The organism is Enterobacter sp. SA187, assembly GCF_001888805.2.
Lineage (GTDB): Bacteria > Pseudomonadota > Gammaproteobacteria > Enterobacterales > Enterobacteriaceae > Enterobacter_D.
The window spans coordinates 765,476-780,649 of record NZ_CP019113.1 but is presented as its reverse complement, the minus strand read 5'-3'; the positions used below and the strand labels follow the sequence as shown (position 1 = coordinate 780,649).

Annotated in this window: 16 protein-coding genes; 11 read left to right on the top strand and 5 right to left on the bottom strand. The window is 56.8% G+C overall.

Annotated elements, in window-relative coordinates; translation table 11 throughout:
• The 11 genes from BMF08_RS03955 to trpS all read left to right on the top strand — a co-directional run bounded on the left by BMF08_RS03955 (nt 1) and on the right by trpS (nt 9,325).
• Nucleotides 1-537: a PilN domain-containing protein gene (locus BMF08_RS03955; protein ID WP_072571241.1), complete on the top strand. Its 537-nt coding sequence runs from the start codon at nt 1-3 to the stop codon at nt 535-537.
• Entirely contained in the window at nt 521-982 is a 462-nt protein-coding gene (locus tag BMF08_RS21125; protein WP_072571242.1) for a HofO family protein, read from the top strand. The genes BMF08_RS03955 and BMF08_RS21125 overlap by 17 nt, the downstream gene beginning before the upstream one ends.
• Nucleotides 972-1,427 carry a HofP DNA utilization family protein gene (locus BMF08_RS21310; protein WP_072571243.1) on the top strand — a complete coding sequence of 152 codons (456 nt, stop codon included), beginning with the start codon at nt 972-974 and terminating at the stop codon, nt 1,425-1,427. Before BMF08_RS21125 ends, BMF08_RS21310 begins: the two co-directional genes overlap by 11 nt.
• A complete protein-coding gene (gene hofQ / locus BMF08_RS03945; RefSeq protein ID WP_234007210.1) occupies nt 1,312-2,532 on the top strand; it encodes a DNA uptake porin HofQ in 1,221 nt (406 codons plus the stop codon). The genes BMF08_RS21310 and hofQ overlap by 116 nt, the downstream gene beginning before the upstream one ends.
• A gap of 352 nt (nt 2,533-2,884) precedes the next feature.
• On the top strand, nt 2,885-3,406 hold the full coding sequence (aroK, locus tag BMF08_RS03935; protein ID WP_072571245.1) for a shikimate kinase AroK: 522 nt from the start codon (nt 2,885-2,887) through the stop codon (nt 3,404-3,406).
• A 54-nt stretch (nt 3,407-3,460) separates the two neighbouring features.
• A complete protein-coding gene (gene aroB, locus BMF08_RS03930; protein WP_072571246.1) occupies nt 3,461-4,549 on the top strand; it encodes a 3-dehydroquinate synthase in 1,089 nt (362 codons plus the stop codon).
• A 90-nt stretch (nt 4,550-4,639) separates the two neighbouring features.
• On the top strand, nt 4,640-5,977 hold the full coding sequence (gene damX / locus BMF08_RS03925) for a cell division protein DamX (RefSeq protein WP_072571247.1): 1,338 nt from the start codon (nt 4,640-4,642) through the stop codon (nt 5,975-5,977).
• Nucleotides 5,978-6,044: 67 nt separating this feature from the next.
• On the top strand, nt 6,045-6,857 hold the full coding sequence (gene dam / locus BMF08_RS03920) for an adenine-specific DNA-methyltransferase (RefSeq protein WP_072571248.1): 813 nt from the start codon (nt 6,045-6,047) through the stop codon (nt 6,855-6,857).
• Between the two features lie 39 nt (nt 6,858-6,896).
• The gene (gene rpe / locus BMF08_RS03915) at nt 6,897-7,574 is read left to right on the top strand and encodes a ribulose-phosphate 3-epimerase (RefSeq protein WP_072571249.1); all 678 of its coding nucleotides are present in this window, start codon (nt 6,897-6,899) and stop codon (nt 7,572-7,574) included.
• Nucleotides 7,567-8,328 (top strand): phosphoglycolate phosphatase, encoded by a 762-nt coding sequence (gph, locus tag BMF08_RS03910; RefSeq protein ID WP_072571250.1) that lies wholly within the window; start codon nt 7,567-7,569, stop codon nt 8,326-8,328. Before rpe ends, gph begins: the two co-directional genes overlap by 8 nt.
• Nucleotides 8,321-9,325, top strand: coding sequence for a tryptophan--tRNA ligase (trpS, locus tag BMF08_RS03905; protein WP_072571251.1), 1,005 nt, complete (start codon nt 8,321-8,323; stop codon nt 9,323-9,325). The genes gph and trpS overlap by 8 nt, the downstream gene beginning before the upstream one ends.
• A 69-nt stretch (nt 9,326-9,394) precedes the next feature.
• Here trpS and BMF08_RS03900 read toward each other — a convergent pair whose 3' ends face one another.
• The 5 genes from BMF08_RS03900 to nirB form a co-directional block, all read right to left on the bottom strand.
• Nucleotides 9,395-9,565, bottom strand: coding sequence for a YhfL family protein (locus tag BMF08_RS03900; RefSeq protein ID WP_072571302.1), 171 nt, complete (start codon nt 9,563-9,565; stop codon nt 9,395-9,397).
• Between the two features lie 199 nt (nt 9,566-9,764).
• On the bottom strand, nt 9,765-11,138 hold the full coding sequence (gene cysG / locus BMF08_RS03895) for a siroheme synthase CysG (RefSeq protein WP_072571252.1): 1,374 nt from the start codon (nt 11,136-11,138) through the stop codon (nt 9,765-9,767).
• 18 nt (nt 11,139-11,156) lie between these two features.
• Entirely contained in the window at nt 11,157-11,963 is an 807-nt protein-coding gene (gene nirC / locus BMF08_RS03890) for a nitrite transporter NirC (RefSeq protein ID WP_072571253.1), read from the bottom strand.
• Between the two features lie 115 nt (nt 11,964-12,078).
• Nucleotides 12,079-12,405 carry a nitrite reductase small subunit NirD gene (gene nirD / locus BMF08_RS03885; RefSeq protein ID WP_072571254.1) on the bottom strand — a complete coding sequence of 109 codons (327 nt, stop codon included), beginning with the start codon at nt 12,403-12,405 and terminating at the stop codon, nt 12,079-12,081.
• Nucleotides 12,402-14,945 carry a nitrite reductase large subunit NirB gene (nirB, locus tag BMF08_RS03880; protein WP_072571255.1) on the bottom strand — a complete coding sequence of 848 codons (2,544 nt, stop codon included), beginning with the start codon at nt 14,943-14,945 and terminating at the stop codon, nt 12,402-12,404. The genes nirD and nirB overlap by 4 nt, the downstream gene beginning before the upstream one ends.
• Between the last annotated feature and the right edge of the window lie 229 nt (nt 14,946-15,174).

Genomic DNA, 15,174 nt, shown 5'->3' with positions numbered 1-15,174 from the left:
ATGTACATGGTCAATCTTCTGCCCTGGCGTTTACAGCGTCAGCGGCGACGCAATCGCTTCTGGTGCGCGGTCTATACCGCTACCGTGCTGATCCTGCTGCTGGTGACGCTGGCCGGACGACAGGGTATCCAGGCGGAGCAGCGGATTAACTTTCTTATAGAGGACGCCGACGCCACGCTGTTTGCGGCGCTGAGCCAACGCCACGCAGAGCGGACACAGGCGCAGCAGCGCTGGCAGCAGCAGGCGAAACGCTTACAGCAGCGTGCAGCAACGCGGGAATGGCAACGCAGCCTGACGCAGCTGGCAGAACAGATGCCGGATAAGGCCTGGCTGACGCAGTTGCGCTATCAGCAGGGAAAACTTGCACTGGCAGGCGTCGCCGCCTCGCTTGCGGCCTTATCCCGGCTCGACGATGCGCTCGGCCAGATCCCCGGCTTTCATCCCGGTACTGCCGGGGCGACCACCCGCGATGCGCAGGGCCGCTGGCAGTTTCAGCACCAATTAATTGAGGACGCAGCCCATGCAGCGGTGCCTTGATTTCTGGTACGGCTTAACCGGGCGGGGCCGGGTGGCGCTGTGGCTGATGCTGACGTGTGGCCTTGCCGTCTGCCTGTGGTGGATAGCCATTCGCCCGCCGGAAAACAGGCTGGCGCAACTGAAGAGCGATCGCGCCGCCCGGCAACTGACGTTACGCCAGCATTATCTGAAAACGTACGCGCTGCGCCCGCCGGAGGGGCTGACGGAAAGCGAGCCTGCGCGGGCTTTTTCGCCCCTTGATTTTGCGCCCCCGCACGCCACCCTGACGCGCTGGCAGCCCGCCCTGCATGGCGGTGAGCTGGAACTGGCGGCGCAGTGGGCGCAGGCGGTTGCGACTTTTGCACGCCTGGCGGAGTACGACATGGTGGTCCGGGGTTTTACGCTGGAGCCGGAAGGCGGGCAGTTACGCTTCACTCTGCAACTGGAGGCGGCCAATGATCCTTAAACGCTGGATGCTGGCGGCGACCGCTTTGATCTCGCTTACCGGGATGCGGGATCCATTTTTGCCGCCGCCGGACCTTTGTCAGACGGCGCAGCTGACCCAATGGCGCTATCAGGGCTATGTCGCGATGCGGGGGCGCGCCATGGGCATCCTGCGCGATGGCAGCGGCAAATGGCTGCGGGTGAGCACGGGCGATCGCTTACCGACCGGATGGCAGGTGGGAGAGATCACAGACCTCGAGATGCAAATTTTTACCGCGGCAGACTGCGAGCCGCAGCAGTGGCGCTGGACACGACAGGGAGATCAGCATGAAACAATGGACAGGAATAATCATGATGTGCAGCATCCTGACCGCAAGGGCGGAAGCGCCGAAGCCGGTCACGCTGATGGTGGACGACGTGCCGGTAGTGCAGGTGCTGCAAAGCCTGGCGCAGCAGGAGAAGCATAACCTGGTGGTCTCGCCCGATGTCAGCGGTACGCTCTCGCTGCATCTTATTAATGTGCCCTGGAAACAGGCGCTGGAAACAGTTATCGCCAGCACGGGTCTGACCATGCAGCGGCAGGGCACTATTCTGCATGTGCATTCACAGGCCTGGCAGCAGCAAAAACAGGCCAGTCTGGATGCCGGGCGGGAAAAGCAGCGGCTGAACCTGCCGCTGCAGGACCAGAGCATCGTACTGCGCTATGCCGATGCGGGCGAGCTGGCCGCTGCGGGTGAGAAGCTGCTCAGCGCCAGAGGCACGGTGACGGTAGACAAACGTACCAATCGCCTTCTTGTGCGTGATAATGCCGACACGCTCCGTACCTTTACCCGCTGGGTTGAGCAAATGGATCTGCCGGTGGCGCAGGTAGAGCTTGAAGCGCACATCGTGACTATTAATGAAAAAAGCCTGCGCGAACTGGGCGTGAAATGGGATCTGGCCGAAGCGCCCGCCGATGCGGTGGCAAAAGTCGGTCATATGACGGCCTTAAGCGGCGATCTGTCGGTGGCCAACGCCACCACGCGGGTCGGTTTTAATATCGGGCGCATCGACGGGCGGATGCTGGGCATTGAGCTGTCGGCGCTGGAGCAGGAGCAGAAGCTCGATATCATCGCCAGCCCGCGTCTGCTGGCGTCCCATTTGCAACCCGCCAGCATCAAACAGGGCAGCGAGATCCCCTACCAGGTGTCCAGCGGCGACAGCGGCGCCACCTCGGTTGAATTTAAAGAAGCGGTACTCGGCATGGAAGTCACCCCCACGGTGCTGCCGGATGGGCGAGTGCGTCTGAAGCTGCATATCAGCCAGAACATGCCCGGACAGGTCCTGCAGCAGGCGGATGGCGAAACCCTGGCTATCGATAAACAGGAAATCGAAACGCAGGTCGAAGTCAAAAGCGGCGACACGCTGGCGCTGGGCGGCATTTTTCAGCATAAAAAGAAAACCGCCCGCGATAAGGTCCCTTTACTTGCCAGCGTCCCCTGGCTGGGACAGCTGTTTCGTCATGACGGAAAAGATAATGAAAGGCGGGAACTGGTGGTGTTTATCACCCCCCGGCTGGTGCCGCTGCGTTAGCGACAGGTGGCCGCCATGCCGCGGAAACGTTGCCTGCGGGTGGCAACAATGGTGCGTATGATATGCAAGAAAGTTGATGGTTTTTGCACTGAACTGAACTCAGGTGTTTGACGTGGGAGATGAATTAGCTTACAAGGAGTACCGATTTGAGCGTCAGATAGTCCTGACACACCTCAATTGACCTCTGTGAAGGATTGGTGATTTATTCAGTTGCCAAACAAGCCGGAGTATTGAGATAATTTTCAGTCTGATTCTCGAACTCACCATATGAGGTTTCAGTTCATGTCCTGCGGCGTTGTGTGTCTGCGAAGCGGGTTTATCATTAACGAATAGTCTTAGTAGTACCGAAAAAATGGCAGAGAAACGCAATATCTTTCTGGTTGGGCCTATGGGTGCCGGCAAAAGCACTATTGGGCGTCAGTTAGCTCAACAACTCAATATGGAATTTTACGATTCTGATCAAGAGATTGAGAAACGAACCGGAGCTGATGTGGGCTGGGTCTTCGATGTAGAAGGTGAAGATGGTTTCCGCGATCGCGAAGAAAAAGTCATCAATGAGCTGACTGAAAAACAGGGTATTGTGCTGGCAACTGGCGGCGGCTCTGTGAAATCACGCGAAACCCGTAATCGTCTCTCCGCCCGTGGCGTAGTGGTTTATCTGGAAACCACTATCGAAAAGCAATTAGCTCGTACTCAACGTGACAAAAAACGCCCACTGTTACAAGTGGATACACCACCGCGTGAAGTACTGGAAGCGCTGGCGAACGAACGCAATCCGCTGTACGAAGAGATTGCCGACGTCACCATTCGCACCGACGACCAGAGCGCTAAAGTGGTCGCAAACCAGATTATTAATATGCTGGAAAGCAACTGATTTCTGGCTAAACGTAACCCCTCGGGTTTTAGCAACTAAGGTGGATGTCGCGTCATGGAGAGGATAAACGTCACTCTCGGGGAACGTAGTTACCCTATCACCATCGCGGCTGGCTTGTTTAACGATCCAGCTTCCTTCTTGCCTCTGAAGTCCGGTGATCAGGTAATGCTGGTCACTAACGAGACACTGGCTCCGCTGTATCTCGATAAGATCCGCCGTGTTCTTGAACAGGCGGGCGTCAAGGTAGATAGCGTTGTTCTGCCTGACGGCGAGCAATATAAAAGCCTGGCAGTGCTCGACACGGTCTTCACCGCCTTGTTGCAAAAACCTCATGGCCGCGACACGACGCTGGTCGCCCTGGGCGGCGGTGTGGTGGGCGATCTCACCGGGTTTGCGGCAGCCAGCTATCAGCGCGGCGTCCGCTTCATTCAGGTGCCGACCACGCTGCTTTCGCAGGTCGACTCCTCCGTTGGCGGCAAAACGGCGGTAAACCATCCTCTTGGCAAAAACATGATTGGCGCGTTCTACCAGCCCGCTTCGGTGGTGGTGGATCTCGACTGCTTATCTACTTTGCCTGCGCGTGAACTCTCCTCTGGTCTGGCTGAAGTCATTAAATATGGCATCATTCTCGACCGCGAATTCTTTATCTGGCTGGAAGACAATCTGGATGCATTGCTGCGTCTGGACGGGCCGGCAATGGCGTACTGTATTCGCCGCTGCTGCGAGTTAAAAGCCGAAGTTGTGGCGGCTGACGAGCGCGAAACCGGCTTACGTGCTTTACTGAACCTGGGGCACACCTTTGGTCATGCTATCGAAGCTGAAATGGGCTACGGTAACTGGCTGCATGGTGAGGCGGTTGCTGCGGGTATGGTGATGGCGGCGCGCGTGGCTGAACGCCTCGGGCAGTTCGACCAGCAGGATACACAACGTATTATTACGCTGCTCAAGCGTGCCGGCCTTCCGGTCAACGGCCCGCAAGAGATGTCCCGCGAGGCTTATCTGCCTCATATGATGCGTGACAAGAAAGTGCTGGCGGGCGAGATGCGTTTAGTGCTCCCGCTTGCCATAGGTAAAAGTGAAGTTCGCGGCGGCGTTCCGCATGATGTTGTACTTGACGCCATTGCGGATTGCCAGCAAGCGTAACAATTAGAAAGGTCTGGCCGCGCCAGCCGTGGCGTTTTAACTTCGGGCGATATGCACGTGGTAAGCATAAGCCTATGAGTGGGGTGTTAAATGGATGAATACAAACCAGAAGACGAGCTGAAACCCGATCCCAGCGATCGTCGTACTGGTCGTTCCCGTCAATCTTCTGATCGTGACAGTGAACCGCAAATCAATTTTGATGATGTCGATCTGGAAGCAGACGACCGTCGGCCTTCGCGATCCCGTAAACCCCGTGAAGACGAGGAGTACGAGGAGTATCCGGAAGAAGACGCGTCTGTGGATGAGCCGCGCGAAGTGCGCCGTCCGCGCAATCGTAAAAAAGCCGCCGCCGCGAAACCCGCTTCTCGTCAGTACATGATGATTGGCCTGGGGATCCTGGTGCTGTTGCTGCTAATCGTCGGTATCGGCTCCGCGCTGAAATCGCCGGTGAGCAAAAACAATGGCGAGCAAACGGCGTCCACTGAGAAAAATATCGATCTGGCTGGCAGCAGTACTACCAACAATGCCGCCGACCAGGCTAACGCCACGCAGCCTGCGCCAGGCGCCACCTCTGCGGAGCAGACGGCTGGCAACCAGCAGGACGTTTCCCTGCCGCCGATTTCTTCGACCCCGACGCAGGCGCAAACTGCCGCTACGCCGGAAGGCCAGCAGCGTGTGGAAGTGCAGGGCGACCTGAACAATGCGCTGACCCAGCCGCAAAATCAGGATCAGCTCAATAACGTGGCGGTTAACTCCACGCTGCCGACGGAACCGGCGACCGTGGCTCCGCTGCGTAACGGCGCTGCCGCACCGCGTCAGACCACCGACACGGCGGAACGTCAGACGACCCCGCGCACCACCGAGCGCAAGCAGGCGGTGATCGAGCCGAAATCGCAAAGCAAACCGCAGAGTAAACCGCAGGCTACGCAGACCGCGCCAAAAGCCGTGCCGGTTCAGCCGAAGCGTACGGAAACGGTGATTGCCGCACCGGCGAAAACGCCGGCAACCAACACGGCACCGAAAGCGACCGCCAGCGTACCGGCTAAACCTGCCGCGCCTGCGGCGACAGCCACCACCACGGCCCCGGCAGCGACCACGCCAGCGAAATCCGCAGCGCCAGCCGCCACCGCGGGTGGTACCACGGGTAATGTGGGCGCGTTAAAATCCGCGCCGTCAGGACACTACACGTTGCAGTTGAGCAGTTCTTCCAACTCCAACAACCTGAACGCCTGGGCGAAAAAAGAGAATCTGAAAAACTACGTGGTTTATCAGACCTCCCGCAACGGTCAGCCGTGGTATGTGCTGGTGAGCGGTGTGTATGCCTCTAAAGAAGAAGCCAAACGCGCCGTGGCAACGCTGCCAGCCGATGTGCAGGCGAAAAACCCATGGGCGAAGCCAGTGCACCAGGTGCAGGCCGATCTCAAATAATGATTAAAGCGCAGGTTGCTGTCGGAGCTTTCTCCACAGCCGGAGAAGGTGTAATTAGTCAGTCAGCATGAAAAAGAATCGCGCTTTTCTGAAATGGGCAGGGGGCAAGTACCCCCTGCTCGACGATATCAAAAAGCACTTGCCGGAAGGCGAGTGCCTGATTGAGCCGTTTGTAGGTGCCGGGTCGGTATTTCTTAATACCGACTTTTCTCGTTATATCCTTGCCGACATTAACAGCGATCTGATTAACCTCTACGACATCGTGAAGACCCGTACCGATGAGTATGTGCAGAGCGCGCGTGAACTCTTTGTTCCGCAAACCAATCAGGCTGAGGTGTATTACCAGCTGCGCGCTGAGTTTAACCAGTGCCACGATACGCTTCGTCGCGCAGTCCTGTTCCTGTATCTGAATCGTCATGGCTACAATGGTCTGTGCCGCTACAATTTACGCGGCGAGTTCAATGTGCCTTTTGGTCGCTACAAGAAGCCCTACTTCCCGGAAGCAGAGCTGTACCATTTCGCCGAGAAAGCGCAGAACGCGTTTTTCTACTGTGAAACCTATGCCGACAGCATGGCGCGCGCCACCAAAGATTCGGTGGTGTACTGCGATCCGCCTTACGCGCCGCTGACCTCCACCGCGAATTTTACCGCTTATCACACTAACAGCTTCAGCCTGGAACAGCAGGCGCATCTGGCGCAGTTGGCGGAAAATCTGAAGAAAGAGCAGATCACGGTGCTGATCTCTAATCACGATACGTCGTTAACCCGTGAATGGTACAGTCAGGCGGAGATGCATTTGTTAAAAGTGCGGCGCAGCATAAGCAGTAATGGCGGCACACGTAAAAAGGTGGACGAACTGCTGGCTCTGTATCGCCCATGAGCCGTTTCGCCCGCCGCTAAAACCTCTAAGGAGATGCGGATGAAACAGTATTTAATAGCCCCTTCGATTCTGTCGGCTGATTTTGCCCGCCTGGGTGAAGATACCGCGAAAGCGCTGGCTGCCGGTGGTGATGTGGTGCATTTTGACGTGATGGATAACCATTATGTGCCGAACCTGACCATGGGTCCGATGGTGCTGAAATCCCTGCGCAATTACGGCATTACCGCCCCGATTGACGTGCATCTGATGGTAAAACCGGTCGACAGACTGGTGCCGGATTTTGCCGCGGCGGGCGCCAGCATAATCACCTTTCATCCTGAAGCGTCCGAGCACGTGGACCGCACGCTGCAACTGATCAAAGAACACGGCTGTAAAGCCGGGCTGGTGTTGAATCCGGCCACCTCCCTGAACTACCTCGATTATGTGATGGACAAGCTGGACGTGATCCTGCTGATGTCCGTCAACCCCGGCTTTGGCGGTCAGTCATTTATTCCGCACACGCTGGATAAGCTGCGCGAAGTGCGTCGCCGCATTGACGCTTCCGGCCGGGATATTCGTCTGGAAGTGGACGGCGGCGTGAAGGCGAGCAATATCCGCGATATCGCCGCTGCCGGTGCTGACATGTTTGTGGCAGGCTCAGCCATTTTTGACAAGCCAGACTATAAGCAGGTGATTGATGAAATGCGCAGTGAACTCGCAAAGGTCGGTCATGAATAAGATGCAGGATATTCGTGGCGTGGCATTCGATCTCGACGGCACGCTGGTTGACAGCGCGCCGGGCTTAACCCATGCGGTGGACATGGCGCTCTACGCGCTGGAACTGCCGCAGGCGGGGGAAGAGCGTGTGATCACCTGGATTGGCAACGGCGCTGATGTGCTGATGCAGCGGGCGCTGAACTGGGCCCGTCAGGAGCGCGCGGCTTTACGCTCATCAATGGGTAAACCTGCCGTTGACCAGGCCGATATTCCGGAAGAAGAGCAGGTGCGCATGCTGCGTAAACTGTTCGATCGTTATTATGCCGACGTGGTGGAAGAGGGCAGTTTCCTGTTCCCTGGCGTTGAACAGACGCTGGCCGCCCTACAGGCGCAGGGCCTGCCGCTGGCGCTGGTCACTAACAAACCGACGCCATTTGTCGCGCCGCTGCTGGAGGCGCTTAATATTGCCCGTTTCTTCAGCGTGGTCATCGGCGGCGATGACGTGAAAAACAAAAAACCGCACCCGGAGCCGCTTCTGCTGGTGGCGGAAAAGCTGGGCATCGAACCGCAGGCGTTGCTCTTTGTCGGCGATTCCCGCAATGATATTCTGGCGGCACGTGCCGCAGGCTGTTGCTCTGTTGGCCTGACTTACGGCTACAACTACGGTGAAGCCATTACGCTTAGCGAGCCGGATCACGTGTTCGACCGCTTTAACGATTTACTGCCCGTGCTCGGGCTCCCGCACAGCGAGGATCAGGAAGAAAATCATGACTAAGCCCATCGTATTTAGTGGCGCACAGCCTTCAGGTGAACTGACCATCGGTAACTATATGGGTGCGCTGCGTCAGTGGGTAGGTATGCAGGATGATTACCACTGCATTTACTGCATCGTTGACCTGCATGCCATCACCGCCCGCCAGGATCCTGAAAAGCTGCGTAAAGCTACGCTCGATACTCTGGCGCTCTATCTGGCGTGCGGCATCGATCCGGAAAAAAGCACCATCTTCGTACAGTCCCACGTGCCGGAGCACGCGCAGCTGGGCTGGGCGCTGAACTGCTACACCTATTTTGGCGAGCTGAGCCGCATGACCCAGTTCAAAGATAAATCAGCGCGCTATTCCGAAAACATCAACGCCGGTCTGTTTGATTACCCGGTGCTGATGGCCGCCGATATTCTGCTCTATCAGACCAACCAGGTGCCGGTGGGTGAAGATCAGAAGCAGCACCTTGAGCTGAGCCGCGATATTGCGCAGCGCTTCAACGCCATCTACGGCGACGTCTTTAAAGTGCCGGAACCTTTTATTCCGAAATCCGGCGCGCGCGTGATGTCCCTGCTTGAGCCGACGAAAAAAATGTCCAAGTCCGATGATAACCGCAACAACGTTATCGGCCTGCTGGAAGATCCGAAGTCGGTCGTGAAGAAAATCAAACGTGCGGTAACCGACTCCGACGAACCGGCAGTCGTGCGCTATGACGTGCAGAACAAAGCGGGCGTTTCTAACCTGCTGGACATTCTCTCTGCCGTGACCGGTAAGAGCATCCCGGAACTGGAGCAGCATTTCGAAGGCAAAATGTATGGCCACCTGAAGGGCGAAGTGGCGGACGCGGTATCCGCTATGCTGACTGAGCTACAGGAACGCTATCACCGCTACCGCAATGACGAAGCCTTCCTGCAAAAAATCATGCGCGAAGGGGCGGAGAAAGCCAGCGCCCATGCCGCCGTGACGCTGAAAAAAGTGTACGAAGCCATTGGTTTTGTCGCGAAGCCGTAACGCATTCGTTCAGAAAAAAACCGGGAAATTCCCGGTTTTTTTGTATCGGTGCAAGAGTGATTCAGACCCTTACTGTGCTGCCGCCGGGCCGCAGCCGCCGATGATTTTAGAAACAGAAATGGCCGGATGCAGCAGGTAGTCGTAGCTGCAATTGTTGGCTTTGTTCTGCACGTGACCTGTACAGGCGGAGAGGGTAGTAACAGCTGCAATCAGCGCAGTGATTTTAATAATCTTCTTCATTCGATCTTCCTTGTTATTCATAGTCATCAGCATGTTTTTCATAATTGACGTGGATAATTGCAGAGCGCAATATTTCCACGGTCAATTTTAACTGCATGATTATATTGAATTTTAAGGGGATCTCTTAGTCCGGAGCCGGACTGGTAACGTGGACAGAAAAATGAATAAAGCCAGACGGCGCTGGCTTTATCTGAAGATATCAATGATTTGAGAACCAGTTAAGCTTATCGCGCAGGGCGACCACGCGACCGACAATAATCAGCGCCGGGCTTGCTACCTGGGTTGCCAGTTCCCCCAGTTCATTGAGCGAACCGCTAACCACTCGCTGCTTAACCGAAGTACCGTTTTCCACCAGCGCCACCGGCATATCGCTTTCCATGCCGTGGGCGATCAGCTGCGCCTGGATAGTCGCGGCCTGATTCAGCCCCATGTAAAACACCAGCGTCTGTTTTTCGGCGGCAAGGTTGGCCCAGTCCAGTTCCCCGCCGGTTTTCAGATGGCCGGTGATCAACCGCACGCTCTGGGCATAATCACGGTGGGTCAGCGGAATGCCAGAATAGGCTGAACATCCGGATGCCGCCGTGATCCCCGGAACTACCGAGAAGGGAATGCCCGCATGACACAGGGTTTCCAGCTCTTCGCCGCCACGTCCGAAGATAAAGGGATCGCCGCCTTTCAGACGCACGACGCGTTTACCGGACTGCGCGGCGCGCAGCAGGATTTGGTTAATCTCTTCCTGCGGCACGCAGTGGTAACCGGCGCGTTTACCGACGAAAATGCGGTCGGCGTCGCGGCGCACCAGATTCATAATGTCGTCGGAGACCAGGCGGTCGTACACCACTACATCCGCCTGCTGGATCTGCTGCAGGCCTTTTAAGGTCAGCAGCCCGGCATCGCCCGGCCCTGCGCCCACCAGCACCACTTCGCCGCGTTTATCCAGCGGCTCGTTCAGCAGCTGTTCGGTGACGTCGCTGATGGCCTGAGTATCGTCGTTGGCGAGCGACTGGGCGAGGCGATCGTTGACAAAGAATTTTTCCCAGAAACGGCGGCGCTCGCCCACGTTATCAAAGTGGGTTTTCACGCGATCGCGCAGTTTACCCGCGTAGCCCGCAAGCTGCCCGAGATGCTGCGGCAGCACGGCTTCGAGTTTTTCACGCAGCAGACGGGCCAGCACGGGGGAGGTGCCGCCCGAGGAGACCGCCACCATCAGCGGCGAACGGTCAATAATGGACGGCATGATAAAACTGGCTTCTTTCGGCGCATCCACCACGTTGCAGAAAATACGCCGCGCTTCGGCGGCATCGCTGACGCGCTGATTGACGTCGTTATCGTCGGTGGCGGCAATCACCAGCCAGGTGGTGTCGAGCAGCGCTTCATTAAAATCGCCCTGCGCCAGCGTTAACATGCCTTCGTTTGCCCAGACGGTAAACTGCGGCGAAAAGGCCAGCGCATTAACGGTGAGCCGCGCACCGGCTTCCATCAACAGTCGGGCTTTACGTTCTGCGACATCGCCACCGCCGACCAGCAGGCAGTCACGACCGCGTAATTGACAAAAGATGGGAAGATGGTGCACGACATTACCTCATTATTTTTATTGGCCCAGGGTTTCCGTGAGCGTCGCTTTCGCCGGTACCGGGCGTTCAGCACGAGGAGTAGCATACCAATAACCCAGTCCCATAAATACGGCACCAGATAAAGTATTGCCCAGGGTTACCCACAAGAGGTTATGACCAATTCCGGAGAGGGTATAGGCTTCGCTGTGATGCCCAAACCAGGAAAGGGCGAACAGCGTCATATTGGCAACGGAGTGCTCGTAACCGGAGGCGATAAACGCCAGCAGGCACCACCAGATAGCGAGGAATTTTGCCGCGCCTTCTGTGCGTACCGCCATCCAGATCGCCAGACAAACCAGCCAGTTACACAGTGCGCCTTTAAAGAACAGTACGCCTGCGGGCGCGGTGGTTTTCGCCAGCGCCGCGGTATGAACCAGACTGGTATCCAGCGGTAACAGGCTGCCGCCGCCCCAGTTATAGAGCAGCGCGACGAACACCGAGCCAATCAGGTTGCCGAGCCAGGTTTGCGGCAGAATAGTCCACATCTGACCGTGGCTGATGGTGCCTGCTTTGACGCCGAAGGTCAGAAACATGGTGTGACCGGTGAATAATTCAGAACCGGCAATAATCACCAGCGTTAACGCAATCCCGAAGGTCGCGCCCATCACCAGCGGACGAACGCTGGGGTCAAGCAGATTACCGAGGGTAAAGATGAGGATAATACCCAGCCCCACGTAAGCGCCCGCCATAGCGGAGCTGATCCAGAAGCCGAGCGGATTTTGCGCCGAGAGCCGGGCAATTCGCGCCGCGTTCGCGGCACATTTATTGATAGTGTCGGTAAACATGTTGATTATCCTTTAACACGTCATCCTTTGGGATGCCGCAAAAATGATGTTGTGTGAAAAATTAAAAAGAAAATAAAAATTTAAAAAAGGGGAGGCGTTGCGCCTCCCTGAATGCTTAACAGCGTACCTGCACTTCGCCATCCTTCACCCGCGCGTCAAAATGCGCGACCGAGTGGCTTTCATCCTCCATGCACAGCCCGTCCCGCAGACGGAAACGCTGTTTTTTCAGCGGGCTGGCGACCCACAGCTCGCCGTTGTGCTCGGCAATCAGGCCGCGCGACAGCACGCTCGCTTCAAAAAACGGGTCGATATTGCTGATGGCAAAAACTTCCTCGTCCTGACGCGGGCGAAAAATCGCCACCTGCTGATCGTTCACCAGCGCGCAAACGCCGGTCTGCGGAATGATGTCAGCGATGTTGCAGATAGTGTTCCACTGGCTCATACGGTTTCCTCCACCATGGTCACCGGGATACGCTCATAAGGCGTGGCCGGGCGATGCTGTTGACGTTCCGGGACGATCTGCACGTTCGGATCGCGCTGCGGGCTGTTAATGAAGTGTTTGAAGCGCACCTGCGCCTGCGGATCGTTGACGGTTTCGGTCCACTCGCAGACCACCGCCTCGCGCAGACGGGTCATTTCGGCTTCCAGCTGCGCGTTCAGGCCCAGCTTGTCGTCAATGATCACGCTCTTCAGGTAATCAATGCCGCCTTCCATATTTTCCAGCCATGGCGCGGTACGGGTCAGCTTGTCGGCGGTGCGGATGTAGAACATCATGAAGCGGTCGAGGTATTTCACCAGCGTATCGCGATCAAGATCCGCCGCCAGCAGGTCGGCGTGGCGTGGTTTCATACCGCCGTTACCGCAGACGTACAGGTTCCAGCCTTTATCGGTGGCGATGATGCCCACGTCTTTACCCTGCGCTTCCGCACATTCACGGGTACAGCCGGACACGCCAAACTTCATTTTGTGCGGGGTGCGGATGCCTTTGTAGCGGTTTTCCAGCTCGACGCCGAAGCCCACGCTGTCGCCCACGCCGTAACGGCACCAGGTGGAGCCGACGCAGGTTTTCGCCATACGCAGCGCTTTGGCATAGGCATGACCGGTTTCGAAGCCCGCCTCGATAAGCTGACGCCAGATTTCCGGCAGGTCATCTTTCTGCGCCCCGAACAGGCCGATACGCTGAGAGCCGGTGATTTTGGTGTACAGGTTAAATTCGCGGGCGATACGGCCGACTTCCATCAGCCCTTCCGGGGTGATTTCGCCGCCAGCAGAGCGCGGGATCACCGAGTAGGTGCCGTCTTTCTGGATATTCGCCAGGAAGTTGTCGTTGGTATCCTGCAAAGGCGTGTGCTGCGGTTTCAATACGTACTCATTCCAGCAGGAGGCCAGCAGCGAGCCGACGGTCGGTTTACAGACTTCACAGCCGTAGCCTTTACCGTATTTGTGCAGCAGTTCGTCGAAGGTTTTGATGCCTTCCACGCGGATCAGGTGGTACAGCTCCTGACGGGAAAACGCAAAGTGTTCGCACAGGTTATGGTTAACTTCAATACCCTGTTTCGCCAGCTCAGCGTTCAGCACCTGGGTGACCAGCGGGATACAACCGCCGCAGCCGGTACCGGCTTTGGTTTCCGCTTTCAGCGCCGCCACGGTATGGCAGCCTTTGTTGATGGCGGAAATCAGCATGCCTTTGGTGACGTCGAAGCAGGAGCAGATTTGCGCGCTGTCCGGCAGTTTATCCACGCCGATTGACGGTTTGCCGCTGCCTGCGTGGGCGGGCAGGATCAGCGCGTCCGGGTTTTCCGGCAGTTCAATGGCGTTCAGCACCAGTTGTTGCAGGTTGCCGAAGTCGCTGGTGTCGCCCACCAGCACCGCGCCGAGCAGGGTTTTATTGTCCGGGCTGACGATCAGGCGTTTATAGACTTCTTTGCTTTCGTCGAGGTACACGTAGCTGCGCGCGCCCGGCGTACGGCCATGCGCATCGCCGATACCGCCTACGTCCACGCCGAGCAGTTTCAGCTTGGCGCTGAGGTCGGCGCCTTCAAAGGCGTTGGTGTTGCCGAGGATATGGTCAACGGCAACCTGCGCCATTTTGTAGCCCGGCGCGACCAGACCGTATACGCGGTTATTCCAGCTGGCGCATTCGCCGATGGCGTAGATGTCCGGGTCGGAAGTCTGGCAGGTGTCGTTAATCACGATACCGCCGCGTGCCGCGACTGCCAGGCCGCACTGGGTAGCCAGTTTGTCGCGCGGGCGAATACCGGTGGAGAAGACGATAAAGTCGATTTCCAGATCGCTGCCGTCGGCGAAGCGCATGGTTTTGCGGCCTTCAACGCCTTCCTGCACGATCTCCTGGGTGTTTTTGCTGGTGTGCACGCGCACGCCCATGCTTTCAATTTTACGGCGCAGCTGTTCGCCGCCCATCTGATCAAGCTGTTCCGCCATCAGCATTGGCGCGAACTCGATAACATGCGTTTCAACGCCGAGGTTTTTCAGCGCGCCTGCGGCTTCCAGACCGAGCAGACCGCCGCCGACCACCGCGCCGCGACGGCTGCGACGGGCGCAGGCTTCGATGGCGTTCAGATCTTCAATGGTGCGGTAAACAAAACAGTCCTGCGTGTCAGAACCTTTGATGGGCGGGATCCACGGGTAGGAGCCGGTCGCCATGATCAGTTTATCGTAATAGACCGTGCGGCCTGCGCTGGAGTGGATCACTTTTTCCTGGCGGTTAATGGTGATAGCGCGCTCGCCGACCAGCACCTTAACGCCGTGCTTCTCGTAAAATCCTTCCCGCACCAGCGACAGCTCTTCAGCGGTATGGTGAGAGAAGTAGGAAGACAGGTGAACGCGATCGTAGGCTTTACGGGGTTCTTCACAAAAAATGGTAATGTCGAACTGGCTGGCATCCGCTTTATCGAGAAGATCCTCAACAAAGCGGTGGCCGACCATGCCGTTACCGATTATAGCGAGTTTGACTTTGCTCATTTTTGCCTCGATTTCTTTTCTATTACTGCCTACCTTAACGATTCAGCAATGGCGTTTATTGATGCAAATCAATTACACCTTTAACTACTCCTTAATGAGTAGATGACTGATTTCAGGGGATTTTTCTAAGTTGAGGAAATGTCAGGCTTTTCAGAGTTGAGGAAAATCTGAGCAAAAAACAGGGTTTTTAAGAAAACGACCTACTCCTTAAGATCAGGAGGTCATTTAC